Annotated in this window: 8 protein-coding genes and 1 pseudogene; 4 read left to right on the top strand and 5 right to left on the bottom strand. The window is 62.5% G+C overall.

The window, feature by feature from the left end; translation table 11 throughout:
- Positions 1–67 precede the first annotated feature (67 nt).
- Both KLP40_RS20310 and KLP40_RS20305 read left to right on the top strand, forming a co-directional pair.
- Positions 68–790: a hypothetical protein gene (locus KLP40_RS20310; protein ID WP_215595673.1), complete on the top strand. Its 723-nt coding sequence runs from the start codon at positions 68–70 to the stop codon at positions 788–790.
- 14 nt (positions 791–804) lie between these two features.
- Positions 805–1,713: a helix-turn-helix transcriptional regulator gene (locus KLP40_RS20305; protein ID WP_215595672.1), complete on the top strand. Its 909-nt coding sequence runs from the start codon at positions 805–807 to the stop codon at positions 1,711–1,713.
- Positions 1,714–1,846: 133 nt separating this feature from the next.
- On the opposite strand, the gene gyrB is transcribed toward KLP40_RS20305, so the two are convergent.
- From gyrB to KLP40_RS20290, 3 genes are all read right to left on the bottom strand, one after another.
- On the bottom strand, positions 1,847–3,835 hold the full coding sequence (gene gyrB / locus KLP40_RS20300) for a DNA topoisomerase (ATP-hydrolyzing) subunit B (protein ID WP_215595671.1): 1,989 nt from the start codon (positions 3,833–3,835) through the stop codon (positions 1,847–1,849).
- A 160-nt stretch (positions 3,836–3,995) separates the two neighbouring features.
- On the bottom strand, positions 3,996–5,348 hold the full coding sequence (locus KLP40_RS20295; protein WP_215595670.1) for a T9SS type A sorting domain-containing protein: 1,353 nt from the start codon (positions 5,346–5,348) through the stop codon (positions 3,996–3,998).
- Between the two features lie 148 nt (positions 5,349–5,496).
- Positions 5,497–5,868 carry a winged helix-turn-helix domain-containing protein gene (locus KLP40_RS20290; RefSeq protein WP_215595669.1) on the bottom strand — a complete coding sequence of 124 codons (372 nt, stop codon included), beginning with the start codon at positions 5,866–5,868 and terminating at the stop codon, positions 5,497–5,499.
- Positions 5,869–6,100: 232 nt separating this feature from the next.
- Between KLP40_RS20290 and gltB the strand changes: the two genes are divergently transcribed.
- Together gltB and KLP40_RS20280 are read left to right on the top strand one after the other, a co-directional pair.
- Positions 6,101–10,618, top strand: coding sequence for a glutamate synthase large subunit (gene gltB, locus KLP40_RS20285; RefSeq protein ID WP_215595668.1), 4,518 nt, complete (start codon positions 6,101–6,103; stop codon positions 10,616–10,618).
- Positions 10,619–10,871: 253 nt separating this feature from the next.
- Positions 10,872–12,347: a glutamate synthase subunit beta gene (locus tag KLP40_RS20280; protein WP_215595667.1), complete on the top strand. Its 1,476-nt coding sequence runs from the start codon at positions 10,872–10,874 to the stop codon at positions 12,345–12,347.
- Between the two features lie 159 nt (positions 12,348–12,506).
- Here KLP40_RS20280 and dnaB read toward each other — a convergent pair whose 3' ends face one another.
- The gene (dnaB, locus tag KLP40_RS20275; protein ID WP_246559062.1) at positions 12,507–14,045 is read right to left on the bottom strand and encodes a replicative DNA helicase; all 1,539 of its coding nucleotides are present in this window, start codon (positions 14,043–14,045) and stop codon (positions 12,507–12,509) included.
- A gap of 341 nt (positions 14,046–14,386) precedes the next feature.
- A pseudogene (locus KLP40_RS21745) lies at positions 14,387–14,506 on the bottom strand (IS701 family transposase); the annotation flags it as partial.

The raw sequence follows: 14,506 nt of genomic DNA, 5'->3' as shown, positions 1-14,506 counted from the left end.
AATTGTTGGATGAAGCAGCTGATTTACTACCTTACCAACTAAACGCAAAAAATTCAAACACTTAAATATGAACAACTTTAATGATGATCTAAAGGCTTTGTACGCCTCTAAATGGCAAGATTTAGTCGATTCAATGACTCCTATTTTGACAGATGATGCGAACGAAGATATCCCTGCTTGTCCGCTGCTACTTAAAGTGGGTAATGAAGAGTCTTATGAAAGCGCTGACATAAAAATTATGATTTTTGGTCAGGAAACGAATAGTTGGTATGATTCATTCCATAAAAATATGGAGTCGATTATCGGATATTATGATCTATTTTTTAATTCGGGTGACTGTTGGGGATATGGAGGCCAGTTTTGGAATGGTGTGAGCAGGTTTTTACAGTTGCTCAAGGAGCGTCACCCTGAAAAAACTGTTGCTTTAGTATGGAATAACATAACTAAGATTGGCAAGCATGAAAGCATAGGGTTCCCACCATATAATATCCATGAAGTAGAGCGAGAATACTTTTCAGTTATTCCTCAAGAACTCGAAATATTAAAACCGAATCTAGTCTTATTTTTGACAGGCCCTAATTACGATTCCGTTATTGATAAAGTATTCGACAAACCACACAAGAATACTGTTAATGAAGACTTTATTGCTCGACAGTTAGCTAAATTATCTTTACAAAATGTGGATCTTGCCCTCCGCACTTACCATCCTGGCTATTTATGGCGAAATGATATTGATAAATATTTTGATGCAGTTCTCAACGAATTTGACAACAGCATAGCAGCCAGTTAAGAGGCATTAAACCTATGCCCACCCACGCCACCACTCAGCGCCACCTACTTCTGGTGCGGCGGCTGCAACGGTTTCCGGGACAGCCGGTGTTATTTGAGAAACTGCAACGCTACCTGCTGGAGCAAACCAGCGTCGGGGATTTGCGGGGCAGCTACTCCCGGCGCACGTTTGAGCGCGACCAGCGGCAGATTGCCGAGCTCTTCGGCCTCACCATCCGTAGCCGGCGGCGCCAAGGCTACTACCTGGCCGAAACCGACCCGCTGCCGCCCGGCCACGAGGCGCTGCTGGAGGCTCTGGAGTTGCGAGAGTTTCTACGGCTCCCAACCTCCCTGGCTCCGTACGTGCAACGCGAGGACCGGCAGCCAGCGGGGCTGGAGTATCTGCGGCCGTTGTTGCGGGCGGCCCAGGCGGGGCAGGTAGTAGAGCTGCGCTACCAGAAGCACTGGGACGATGAGCCCGCGTCCCGCACCATCGGGCCGCTGCTGCTGCGCGAGTTCCGGGGGCGCTGGTACGTGCTGGCCCGAATGGAAAGTAGCAGCTACCTGGCCTGCTTCGGCCTCGACCGGATTCGGGAGCTCACGCCCACCACGCGCTGCGTCCAGCCGCCCGCCGGTTTCGACCCAGCCACCTACTTCGCCCACTGCTTCGGCATTACGCGGCCCACCGACGGCCAGCAGCCTCAGCTGATTCGGCTGCGCTTCGCCCCGGTCCAGGGGCGCTACGTGCTGAGCTTCCCGCTACACACCTCCCAGCAGCTGGTTTCAGAAACCGCCGACGCCATCTGCCTCAACCTGACCGTGTACGATACCCACGACCTGCGCATGGAGCTGCTCAGCTACGGCCCGGAGGTGGAGGTGCTGGCGCCAGCCGGTCTGCGCCGGTGGCTCCGGCAGGCCCACGCGACGGCGGTCAACCCTGGGTAGCGCCGTTTCCGCACTCCGTCAGTATTCCAATTCCCCTGACGCAAAAAGGCCCGCCGGATGGCGGGCCTTCTGTGTTCATCAGCCTTTGGCCTCAGCTAACTGCCAGCAGTCACTAGCCCAAAGTCAATGAAAGCTACACGTCGAGCTTGGCGTACTTGGCATTCTTCTCGATAAAGTCGCGGCGGGGGGCCACTTCGTCGCCCATGAGCATGGAGAACAGGTGGTCGGCTTCGGCGGCCGAATCCACGGTTACCTGCTTGAGCGAGCGGGTGGAGGGCTGCATGGTGGTGCTCCAGAGCTGCTCGGCGTTCATCTCGCCCAGACCCTTGTAGCGCTGCACGTTCACCGTTTCGGGCTTGCCGCGGCCCAGCTCTTCCTGGGCCTGCTGGCGCTCCTCCTCGGTCCAGCAGTAACGCTCCTCCTTGCCCCGCTTCACGAGGTAGAGGGGCGGCAGGGCGATGTAGATGTAGCCCCGGTCCACCAGCTCGCGCATGTAGCGGAAGAAGAAAGTCAGAATCAGCGTCCGGATGTGGGAGCCGTCGATGTCGGCGTCGGTCATGATGATGACCTTGTGGTACCGCAGCTTGTTGGTATTGAGGGCCTTGGCGTCGGCCTCAATGCCTTTTTCCGGGTCGGCGGCCACCCCGAAGCTCACGCCCAGGGCCGTAATCATGTTCCGGATTTCCTCGTTTTCCAGAATGCGGTGCTCCTGGGCTTTCTCCACGTTGAGGATTTTACCCCGCAGCGGCAGAATGGCCTGGAAGGCGCGGTTGCGGCCCTGCTTGGCGGTGCCACCGGCCGAGTCCCCTTCCACGAGGTAGATTTCACAGATTTCGGGGTCCGATTCGGAGCAGTCGGCCAGCTTGCCGGGCAAGGAGGTGGAGCCGAGCACCGATTTGCGCTGCACCATTTCGCGGGCCTTCTTGGCGGCAATCCGGGCCTTGGCGGCCAGAATTACCTTCTCCACGATGATGCCGGCTTCCTTGGGATTTTCCTCCAGGTACTGGGCCAGAATCTCGCCCACCACCGTGTTCACGGCCCCGCTCACCTCGTTGTTGCCGAGCTTGGTTTTGGTCTGGCCCTCGAACTGGGGCTCGGCCACCTTCACCGAAATAACGGCCGTGAGTCCCTCGCGGAAGTCCTCGCCCGAAATCTCCACCTTGGCCTTCTCCAGCTTGCCCGACTTATCGGCGTAGGCCTTGAGCGTGCGGGTGAGGGCCGAGCGGAAGCCGGCCACGTGGGTGCCGCCCTCGTGGGTGTTGATGTTGTTGACGTAGGAGAAGATGTTCTCCTGGTAAGAGTCGTTGTACTGCAGGGCCACTTCCACCGGCGTGCTGCCCTTCTCGCTGATCACGTGAATGGGCGTGGGCATCAGGGCGTGGCGCTCCGAGCCGTCGAGGTACTGCACGAACTCGGCCAGGCCGCCGGTGGAGAAGAACTCCTCGCCCCGGAACTCGGCCCCGTTCTCGCCGGGCTCGCGGCGGTCGGTGAGCGTGATGCGGATGCCGCTGTTGAGGTAGGAAAGCTCGCGCAGACGGCCCGCAATGGTGGCGTACTTGTACACGTGCTCGGTGAAAATGGTATCATCGGGCAGGAACTCCACCTGGGTGCCGTGCTCGTCGGTGGTCCCGATTTCCTTGACCGGGTACTGGGGCACCCCGATTTTGTACTCCTGCTCGTACATCTTGCCGTTGCGGCGCACGGTTACTTTCAGGTCCTGGCTGAGCGCGTTCACGCAGCTCACGCCCACCCCGTGCAGACCGCCGGACACCTTGTAGGAATCCTTGTCGAACTTGCCGCCGGCGTGCAGCACCGTCATGACCACTTCCAGGGCCGAACGGCCTTCCTTCTCGTGGAAATCGACGGGGATGCCGCGGCCGTTGTCGCGGACGGTGATGGAGTTGTTCTCGTTGATGGTGACGTGGATGGTGTCGCAGTGGCCGGCCAGGGCTTCATCGATGGAGTTATCGACCACCTCCCACACCAGGTGGTGCAGGCCCTTGATGCCGGTGTCGCCGATGTACATGGACGGGCGTTTGCGCACGGCTTCGAGCCCTTCGAGTACCTGAATGCTATTGGCGGAGTACTCGGCGGGGGCTTTTTTCTCAGTTGTTTCGCTCATGTTGCGGTTGGTTCAGCGCTTAGTGCGTAAGTGAGCAAAGATACCGAAAAAATCCGGTTTTTACCAGCCTCAAGGCCGATTCGCCCCCGGCGGGCCGGGCCGTAAAAAGCCCGGTCTTCGCGCACGAAAACCGGGCTCTGACCAGGACTTATCCGGCCGCTTATTGCACCTGGGCCCGCAGCTGGCTCAGGCCCGCCCCGGATTCGAGGCGGACCTGGTAGAGGCCGGCCGGCTGCTGGCTCAGGTCGAGGTCGAGCCCGGCCGTGCGGCTGGCCTCGAAGGGCTGGCGCAGCACCTGCCGGCCCAGGGCATCGAACACGGTGAGCGTGGCCGGGCCGGCGTGGGCGGCGGCGGGCCACTGCACCCGGAACCGGCCGCTGCTGGGGTTGGGGCTCAGGCTGGCGCCCAGCACCAGCGCAGTGGCTTTGGTGGTGGGCAGCACTGTGCTGGTAAGCTTATTGGCCCCCCGGGCATTGCCCGTCTGCCCATCAACCGCACCGCTCCAGACGGCCGTAGGCCCAGCCGCATCCACGAACAAATGGTTCAGGCTGCTTTCGATGCTGGTCCAGGTCAGGCCGTTGTCGCGGCTGAAAGAGGAGCCGGCGTCGCCGTTGCCGTAATCCAGCCCAACGGAAATATAGGTATTGGTGCCGGGCACGTTGTCCATCCCCCAACCGTGCAACGGGCCGGCGTAGGAAAGCGTGTTCCAGGTGGTACCGCCATCGGTAGTGCGGTAAAGGGTGTGGCTGGTGGTAGTAGGGCTGGCAACAGCAGCCAGACCGTTTTGCTCGTCGCGGAACGCAATGTTTTCAATCTGCATAGGATCCACTTTCCGGCTTACGGTCCAGGTTGCCCCTTTATCGGTAGAGCGAAAAATGTCGCCTGCATCATTGGGAAACCAGATGGAGCTGCCCACGGTGGCGGGGGGAAACGGCGTGCCAAACTCATCGGCGGTACCCACCGGCACTCCCACGGAGCGCGTCCAGGTGGCGCCACCGTCGGAGGTATAGTAAATTTCCATGCCCCCGCCATTGAGCCCGTCCGGGTCGCCCATCACCACGCCTTCGTTGGCATTGAAAAAGTGAATGGTATTGGGCCAGCTGTCAGGACGATTGAACATGTCGGGGGTACTTTGCACCGTCCAGGTAGCCCCGGCGTTGGTGGTTTTGAATACCCGACAGGCCGCCGACCCTCGTAAAGTCACTACCCAGGCTGTAGTAGCGCTGATGGCTGATATACTCTGAATGGTTTCGTCGGCCAGGTCGATGGCGGGAATGGCAATAACCGTCCAGTTCTGCCCGCCGTCGAACGTCCGGGCTACTTCATTGTCGGCAGTTCCATTCTGACTGAGCAGGCCGCTGGAAAGCGCCCAGGCCGTATTGTTATCCACCGCGTCCAGATACAGCGGCACGTTGTTGGGCTGGGTAAAGGAGAAGGGCTGCTGCACCCATTGCGCTTGGGCAGTAGCGGTCAGTAGTAAGGCCACCGTTAGTACCTGTAAACTTTTTTTCATCGGGGAGAAATATAGAAGGGACGAAATGTGGGGAAACCGGCGGACGTAGCTTCTGCCGCCGGGCCGGTTTGGTTTGCGGCCGGCTAAGCTCAAGTTAGCGTCTTTCCGGTGAATGCGCCGCTATCCGGCCCCGATGCAGGGTGGCAACCTACAGCACCCGAGCGGCCTCGGCCCGCAGAAATTCCTCGAAGCGCACCTGCAGGGTAAAGAACTCCTGAATCAGCTGCTGGCCTTCGGGAGTGACCTGCGCCTCGTCCCCACCCCCGCGCCGGCCCCCGGCGGTGGTTAGCACCAGCGGACGGGCCGCCAGCGCGTTCAGCGAAGCGACCAGGTCCCGGGCTTTTTTATAGGACATGCCCATCTGCCTGGCTGCCTTGGTGATGGAGCCCAGCGCCTGAATGTGGGTGAGCAAATCCAGACGCATGATGCCAATGAGCCGTTGGGCATCGGTGGTTTCTACCCAAAGGCCGCCGCTGATGCGGAAGGAGACATCGGGCCGGAGCAAGTGGCTGATATGCATAAAAACAGGGCGGAAGAAGGCGGTTGGAAATTGTAGCGGAGACGGGCCGGCCAAGGCCCCGCAGGGGGCGGGAGCCATCGTTTGGCGCAGGCCAGGGGCCGGCCGGGGCACCTTGGAAATCGGGGCGAGCGGGGAGCACGGGGGCGGGCCGCCACCCACCGGCCGTACTTTTTGAATCGGACCGACTGCCGGAGGTCATATTTGCTACCCCCAACCTACGACACCCTTTCCGATGGAGCAAACTGCCCCGCAAGGACTATATCGCCCCGAATTTGAACACGATGCCTGCGGTACGGGCTTTATTGCCTACGTGGATGGGCGCCGCTCGCACCAGATTGTGGCCGATGCGCTGACGATTCTGGAAAACATGGAGCACCGCGGGGCCTGCGGCTGCGACGCCGACTCCGGCGACGGGGCCGGCCTGCTGCTGCAGCTGCCCCACTGGTTTCTGCTGGAGGAATGTACCACGCTGGGCATCCGCCTGCCCGAGCCCGGCGAGTACGGCGTGGGCATGGCCTTTCTGCCCAAAAACGAAGCCCTGCGCCACATCAGCCGCGATATTATCAACCAGGCCGCCGCCCGGCTGGGGTTTCCGGTGCTGGGCTACCGGCCGGTGCCGGTGAACCCCGCCGGCATCGGCCCCACGGCCCTGGCCGCCGAGCCGGCCGTGGAGCAGGTGTTTGTGGGCCGCCCCGCCGGCGTGCACACGCCCGAGGAGTTTGAGCGCAAGCTCTACGTGCTGCGCCGCCTCATCAGCCACGAAACCGCCGCCCAACTGCCCCAGGAGGAAGTCTACTTCACGTCGTTTTCCTGTCGGGTTATCATCTACAAGGGCCAGCTGACCACCTACCAGGTGCGCGGCTACTACCCCGAGCTGTCGGATGAGCGCGTCACGTCGGGGCTGGGGCTGGTGCACAGCCGGTTTTCCACGAACACCTTCCCCAGCTGGCGGCTGGCTCAGCCTTTCCGGCTGCTGGCCCACAACGGCGAAATCAACACCCTGCGCGGCAACCTCAACTGGTTTTACGCCGGCCTGCCCTCCTACCTCTCGCCCTACTTCTCGGCCGAGGAAATGGAGATTCTGCTGCCCGTCATCGACTCCGGCCAGTCGGACTCGGCCTGCCTCGACAACATTGTGGAGCTGCTGCTGCACTGCGGCCGGAGCCTGCCCCAGGTGATGATGCTACTGGTGCCCGAGGCCTGGGACGGCAACGAGCAGATGGACGCGCTCAAAAAGGCTTTCTACGAGTTCCACGCCACGTTTATGGCTCCCTGGGACGGCCCAGCGGCCCTGCTGTTCACCGACGGCCGCATGGTGGGGGCCATGCTGGACCGCAACGGCCTGCGCCCCCTGCGCTACGCCCTCACCGACGACGGCCGGGTGCTGGTGGCCTCCGAGGCCGGGGTGCTGGGCGCGGGTCTGCCCGAAGCCCGGGTGGTGCGCAAGGGCCGCCTGCAGCCCGGCAAAATGCTGCTCATCGACACCGTAGCGGGTCAGATTATCACCGACGAAGAGCTGAAAACCCAGGCTGCCACGCGCCAGCCCTACGGCCAGTGGCTGAGCGAGTACCAGATCCGGCTGGAGGAGCTGCCCGAGCCCCGGCTGGTATTCACCGATTTATCGGCCGAGTCGGTGTTCAAGTACCACCAGGTGTTCGGCTACACCCGCGAGGATATTGACACCATTCTCACGCCCATGGCCGTGGAGGGCAAGGAGCCCATCGGCTCCATGGGCGTCGATTCACCGCTGGCGGTGCTCTCCGACCAGCCCCAGCACCTGAGCAGCTACTTCAAGCAGTTCTTCGCCCAGGTGACCAACCCGCCCATCGACCCCATCCGGGAGCGGCTGGTAATGAGCCTGGCCACCTTCATCGGCAACAACGGCAACATCCTCGACGAGGACAAGATGCACTGCCACTGCGTGGCCCTGCGTCAGCCCATCCTCACCAACCACGAGCTGGAAAAGCTGCGCAGCATCGATACGGGCCTGTTCAACGCTAAAACCATCAACACCTACTTCCGGGCCGATGGCAAGCCGGGGGCACTGGCCGCCGGCCTGGCCCGCCTCTGCCGCTACGCCGAGGATGCGGTGGACGACGGGTTTGAGGTGCTGATTCTGTCGGACCGGGCCTTGGATTCGGAGCACGCCGCCATTCCCTCGCTGCTGGCCGTGTCGGCGGTGCACCACCACCTGATTCGGAAAGGCTACCGGGGCTCGGTAGGACTGGTAGTGGAAGCCGGCGACGCCTGGGAGGTACACCACTTTGCCTGTCTGCTGGCCTTCGGGGCCACCGCCATCAACCCCTATCTGGCCCTCAGCACCATCCGTACGTTGCACTACGAGGGGCGGCTGGGCACTACCCTGAGCGTGCCTAAGCTGGAAGCCAACTACCAGAAGGCCGTGTGCGACGGGCTGCTGAAAATCTTCTCCAAAATGGGCATCAGCACCCTGCAGAGCTACCACGGCGCGCAGGTGTTCGAAATTCTGGGCCTGAACCGCGAAGTGGTAGATCAGTACTTTACCGGGGCCGTGACGCGCATTGGCGGGCTGGGGCTCGATGAAATTGCCCGCGAAACCCTGTTCAAGCACTTCCAGGGCTTCCGCAGCAGCACCCTGGAAGAACAGCTGCTGCTGCCCGAGGGCGGCGTGTACCAGTGGCGGCGGCGGGGCGAGGCCCACCAGTTCAACCCCGAAACCGTGCACCTGCTGCAGCACGCCACCCGCACCAATTCCTACGAAACGTATCAGCGTTATGCCCGCCTAGTGAACGAGCCCGGCAAAGGCGCTTTCAGCCTGCGCAGCCTGCTGGACTTTGCCCACCACCGCCCGGCCGTACCGCTGGTGGAGGTGGAGCCGGCCGAGAGCATCATGCGGCGCTTTGCCACCGGGGCCATGTCGTTTGGCTCGATTTCGCACGAGGCGCACAGCACCCTGGCCATTGCCATGAACCGCATCGGGGGCAAGAGCAACACCGGCGAGGGCGGCGAGGACCCCATGCGCTACGAGGTAATGGAAAACGGCGACTCCATGCGCTCGGCCATCAAGCAGGTGGCCTCGGCCCGCTTCGGCGTCACGGCTCACTACCTCACCAACGCCGACGAGCTGCAAATCAAGATGGCCCAAGGCGCCAAGCCCGGCGAAGGCGGCCAGCTGCCCGGCCACAAGGTGGACGAGTGGATTGCTCGGGTACGTCACGCCACGCCCGGCGTGGGCCTCATCTCGCCCCCACCCCACCACGACATCTACTCCATCGAAGATCTGGCCCAGCTCATCTTCGACCTCAAAAACGCCAACCGCCAGGCCCGCATCAACGTGAAGCTGGTGAGTAAGGCCGGCGTGGGCACCATTGCGGCCGGCGTAGCCAAGGCCCACGCCGACGTGATTCTGATTGCGGGCTACGACGGCGGCACCGGCGCTTCGCCCCTGAGCAGCATCCGCCACGCCGGGCTGCCCTGGGAGCTGGGTTTGGCCGAAGCCCACCAGACGCTGGTGCGCAACCAGCTCCGCAGCCGGGTGGTATTGCAGGCCGACGGCCAGCTGAAAACCGGCCGCGACCTGGCCATTGCCACCCTGCTGGGGGCCGAGGAATGGGGCGTGGCCACCGCCGCGCTGGTGGCCGGGGGCTGCGTGATGATGCGCAAATGCCACCTCAACACCTGCCCCGTGGGCGTGGCCACCCAGGACCCCGAGCTGCGCCGCCTGTTCAGCGGGCAGCCCGAGCACATCGTGAACCTGTTCCGTTTTCTGGCCGAAGAGCTGCGCGAAATCATGGCCGGGCTGGGTTTCCGCACCGTGAACGAAATGGTGGGCCGGGCCCAGTTTCTCAAGCCCCGCCCCGACATCACGCACTGGAAAGCCCGCCACCTCGACCTGCGCGACCTGCTATACCTGACTTCCCCCGCGGCCGGCAGCACCCTGCACCAAAGCGAGGCCCAGGACCACGGCCTCCAGCACATCCTCGACTGGCAGCTACTGGAGCACGCCCGCCCAGCCCTGGACTTCCAGCAACCCGTGCGGGCCGGGTTTGCCGTGGGCAACACCAACCGCACCATCGGCACGCTGCTCTCCAACGAAATCACCAAGCGCTACCACGCCGCCGGCCTGCCTGAGGGCACCATCGAATACACCTTCCGTGGGTCGGCGGGGCAGAGCTTCGGGGCGTTCAGCGTGCGGGGACTGAGCTTCCGGCTCGAAGGCGAGGCCAACGACTATGTGGGCAAGGGTTTGAGCGGGGCCCGCCTCATCATCCACCCCTCCCCCGACGCCCGGTTTGCGCCCGAGCAGAACATCATCATCGGCAACGTGGCCCTGTACGGGGCCACTTCCGGCGAGCTGTTCGTGCGCGGGCAGGCCGGGGAGCGGTTTGCGGTGCGCAACTCCGGGGCCACGGCCGTGGTGGAGGGCGTGGGCGACCATGGCTGCGAGTACATGACGGGAGGACGAGCCCTCATTCTGGGACGCACCGGCCGCAACTTCGCCGCCGGTATGAGCGGGGGCATCGCCTGGATATACGACGCCGACGGCTCCTTCCCCCAGAACTGCAACCCCGAAATGGTGGAGCTGGACCCGCTCGACGCCGACGACGAAACCCACATCCAGCACCTGCTCCGCCAGCACCACGAGCTCACCGGCAGCCAGCTGGCCGCCTTCCTGCTCGCCAACTGGCCCGAGGAAGCCGGCAAGTTCGTGAAGGTGTTTCCGAGCGAATACAAAAAAGTGCTCCAAAAGGCCTGGGTGGCCGTGGGGTAATGCCTCACCCCCCGGCCCCCTCTCCAGGGGGAGAGGGGGAGCCTGACGGCACGATGTAGAGACGCAACATTTTGCGTCTCCCGCCAGAACGAGCCGCCAGAACGCATACCAGCCGTCGGCACAACCAACACCGCGAAGCATAAACAACATCAGCAACGACGAGACGCAAGATGTTGCGTCTCTACAACCGCCAACGTCGTCTGGCTCCCCCTCTCCCCCTGGAGAGGGGGCCGGGGGGTGAGGCACCACGCACATGGGCAATAGCATCGGTTTCAAGGAATTTCAGCGGGAACTGCCCGCCAAGGCCGTCCCGCAGGAGCGCGTGGCGCACAACCGCGAGTTTGTGGGCCAGTACTCCGATGCGCAGCTCCGGCAGCAGTCGGGGCGGTGCATGGAGTGCGGTATTCCGTTCTGCCACGCGGGCTGTCCGCTGGGCAACATCATCCCCGAGTTCAACGACGCCGTGTACCGCCAAGACTGGGAGCAGGCCTACCAGATTCTGAGCGCCACCAACAACTTCCCCGAGTTTACCGGCCGCATCTGCCCCGCCCCCTGCGAATCGGCCTGCGTGCTGGGCATCCACGCCGCGCCGGTGGCCATTGAGGAAATCGAGCGGCACATCATCGAAACGGCCTTTGCCCGGGGCTACGTGCGGCCTACCGCGCCGGTGCTCAAAACCGGCAAATCGGTGGCCGTGGTGGGCTCGGGGCCGGCCGGGCTGGCGGCGGCGGCCCAACTGGTGCGGGCCGGCCACGCCGTCACGGTATTTGAGCGCGACGACCGGCCCGGCGGCCTGCTGCGCTACGGCATCCCCGATTTCAAGCTGGATAAGTGGGTGATTGACCGCCGCATCCGGGTGCTGGAAGAAGACGGCGTGCAGTTCCGCTGCAACACCGAAATCGGGCGGGATATTCCGGCCCCGGAGCTGGCCGCGCGGTTCGATGCCGTAGTGCTGGCCGGCGGGGCCCTGGTTCCCAAAGACCTGCCCCTGCCCGGCCGCGAGCTGGCCGGCATCCACTTCGCCATGGACTATCTCACCCAGCACAACCGCCGGGTGAGTGAGCTGCCCATCGACCCCCAGGAACTGCTGGCCACCGGCAAAGACGTGGTAGTTATCGGCAGCGGCGACACCGGCTCCGACTGCGTGGGCACGGCCAACCGCCAGCAGGCTCGCTCCGTCACGCAGTTTGCCCTCATGCACCAGCCCGCGCCCGAGCGGCCCCGCTTCGAGCCCTGGCCCCACTACCCCAACTACATGTTCCGTACCAGCACTTCCCACGAGGAAGGCTGCCAGCGCTATTGGGGCATCAACACCAAGGCCTTTCTGGGCGACGAAAACGGCCACCTGCGCGCCCTGCTGGTCACCGACGTAACCTGGGAAACCGACGTGCTGGGCCGCCGCTTAGCCTTTAGCGAGGTGGAAGGCTCGGAACGCGAAATTCCCTGCCAGCTGGCCCTGCTGGCTCTGGGCTTTGCCTCCCCCCGCTACGAAGGCCTCCTGGAGCAGCTCGGCGTGGCTCTCGACGACCGGGGCAACGTGCGTACCCCATCCGATTCCGACTTCCTCACCTCCCAACCCAACGTGTTTGTGGCCGGCGACATGCGCCGGGGCCAGTCGCTGGTCGTATGGGCCATTTCCGAAGGTCGCGAAGCCGCCCGCCAGGTAGATGTGTTTCTGATGGGCAAAACCGCCCTGCCCAGCAAAGATGCGGTGGGCATGTTTGGGTAACTTGTCATCCTGAGCAGAGCGAAGGACCTTATTGCGTCAGAACCAGTCGTTGCTACGGCACTGTTCTGACTGATAAGGTCCTTCGCTCTGCTCAGGATGACAGGTATTAAACACAAACCGCCCACTAGTACCAGCGGGCGGTTCGTGTTTGAAGCCAGATTAAAATGGCGGCGGGCCGTCGTCGAAGTTGCTGCGAGGGAAGGGCTGGGGCGCAGGCGGCGGCGAATCGTTGTTGATGCGGGAGCCGAGGCGGATGGTGTTCGGGGCGAAGCCGGACTGGTCGTCGTCGAAAGTGCTGGTGGGAAAAGCGCCGGGGTTGAAGCCCGCGTCGCCAAAGCCGCCACCGGCCCCGTCGAGGTCGGCGAATTTGGTGAACTTGCCGATGAACTTGAGCTGCACGCTTTCCAGGGAGCCGTTCCGGTGCTTGGCAATGATGACCTCGCCGGTACCCTGGGTGGGGTTGCCCATCTCGTCCTCCGTAATCTTGTAGTACTCGGGACGGTACAGGAAGATTACCATGTCGGCATCCTGCTCGATGGAGCCCGATTCCCGAAGGTCACTGAGCTGGGGCTTCTTGTCGCCACCGCGGGTTTCCACGGAACGAGAGAGCTGCGACAGGGCCAGCACGGGCACGTTCAGCTCCTTGGCAATGCCCTTGAGCGCCCGTGAAATCGAGGCAATTTCCTGTTCGCGGTTCCCGCCGCCCTTACCATCCGTATTCCCCGTCATCAACTGCAGGTAGTCGATGATGATCATCTGGATATCGTGGTGGGCCTTGAGGCGGCGGCACTTGGTGCGCAGCTCCCGGATGCTGAGGCCCGGCGTATCGTCGATGTAGATGGGAGCCGACGACAGGCTGGAAATCTTGTGGTTGAGCTGGGCCCACTCGTAATCGGCCAGGTTACCCTTCTTGATCTTCTCCGAATCCAGCTCCGCCTCCGCCGAAATCAGACGATTCACCAGCTGCAGTGAGGACATTTCCAGGGAGAAAATGGCCACCGGCTTCTTGAACTCCACCGCCGCATTGCGCATGGCCGATACCACGAAGGCAGTTTTGCCCATGCCTGGCCGAGCCGCAATAATCACTAAGTCAGATGGTTGCCAGCCGGAGGTTACACGATCCAAAGCCGAGAAGCCGGAGGGTACGCCAGTGAGGCCGTCCTTCTGGTCCTTCTTCTCTTCCAGCTCCTTGATGGCCTTGCCCATCAGGCTGCGCATGTCATCAAAGTTCTTGCGGATGTTGGATTCCGAGACTTCAAACAACGACTGCTCGGTGGTGTCGAGCAGGTTAAACACGTCGGTGGTATCCTCGAAGGCGTCGCGCTGGATGTCGGAGGCAATGCGGATCAGCTCCCGCTTGATGGCGTTTTCGGTGATGATGCGGGCGTGGTACTCGATGTTGGCCGCCGAGTTCACCTTGAACGTGAGGTTGGCCACGTAGTGGGCCCCGCCGGCCGGCTCCAGCTCGCCCATCTCGCGCAGCTCGTGCGTGACGGTGAGAATATCAATCGGCTCCGACTTATCGAACAGATTGAGGATGGCCTTGAAAATGCGCTGGTGACCGTCCTTGTAGAAGCTCTGGGGCTTGAGGATGTCGATGACGGTGGTCAGGGCGTCTTTTTCCAGCATCAGCGCCCCGAGCACGGCGGCTTCCAGCTCCAGGGCCTGGGGCGGCAGCTTGCCCGACGGGCCACCCATGGGCAGCTGCGCGGGGCGGCTGTTCCAGGCGGCTTTGGCCCGCGAGGCCGAGAGTTTCAGGCGGTCATCCATCCGGTCGTTCATCAAGAGAGGTGCACTACAAGGTAAGCAGGTTGGGCCGGTTTCAAGCGAAAATAACGCCCGCTTCCGTTCCCGCTTTGTCGAAAGGGGTACAAAGCTAACGGCTGGGCCTTACAATCCGGGAATGGCCGGAAAGGTTTCTTTTACTATGGAAGGAGGTGCTGGGGTGAGCAGGTGAGTTGAGAACGAACGTCATTCCGAGCGAAGCCGAGGAATCTCGCGTGCTGAGGTTGTGCTGGTAATTCTAATGGTAATAGGACTTACGCAAACCGGAGTGTGGGCTGAGCCAGCTCGCGGCGCAGGTAGTCGTCGAGCAGTCCTTGCTTGAGTTGGTAGACGGTGGTGTTGGCCTGGTAGGCCAGGTGCTTGAGGCGGGCCCA

The organism is Hymenobacter piscis (assembly GCF_018760735.1).
Lineage (GTDB): Bacteria > Bacteroidota > Bacteroidia > Cytophagales > Hymenobacteraceae > Hymenobacter > Hymenobacter piscis.
Note: the sequence above shows the minus strand (reverse complement) of the source record. Positions and strands in the feature narration are given on the sequence as shown.

What these genes read in the sequence shown, in the direction of transcription:
- KLP40_RS20310 (WP_215595673.1), top strand. Translation starts at nt 68, where the DNA reads ATGAACAACTTTAATGATGATCTAAAGGCTTTGTACGCCTCTAAATGG.
- KLP40_RS20305 (WP_215595672.1), top strand. Translation starts at nt 805, where the DNA reads ATGCCCACCCACGCCACCACTCAGCGCCACCTACTTCTGGTGCGGCGG.
- gyrB (WP_215595671.1), bottom strand. Translation starts at nt 3,835, where the DNA reads ATGAGCGAAACAACTGAGAAAAAAGCCCCCGCCGAGTACTCCGCCAAT.
- KLP40_RS20295 (WP_215595670.1), bottom strand. Translation starts at nt 5,348, where the DNA reads ATGAAAAAAAGTTTACAGGTACTAACGGTGGCCTTACTACTGACCGCT.
- KLP40_RS20290 (WP_215595669.1), bottom strand. Translation starts at nt 5,868, where the DNA reads ATGCATATCAGCCACTTGCTCCGGCCCGATGTCTCCTTCCGCATCAGC.
- gltB (WP_215595668.1), top strand. Translation starts at nt 6,101, where the DNA reads ATGGAGCAAACTGCCCCGCAAGGACTATATCGCCCCGAATTTGAACAC.
- KLP40_RS20280 (WP_215595667.1), top strand. Translation starts at nt 10,872, where the DNA reads ATGGGCAATAGCATCGGTTTCAAGGAATTTCAGCGGGAACTGCCCGCC.
- dnaB (WP_246559062.1), bottom strand. Translation starts at nt 14,045, where the DNA reads ATGGGTGGCCCGTCGGGCAAGCTGCCGCCCCAGGCCCTGGAGCTGGAA.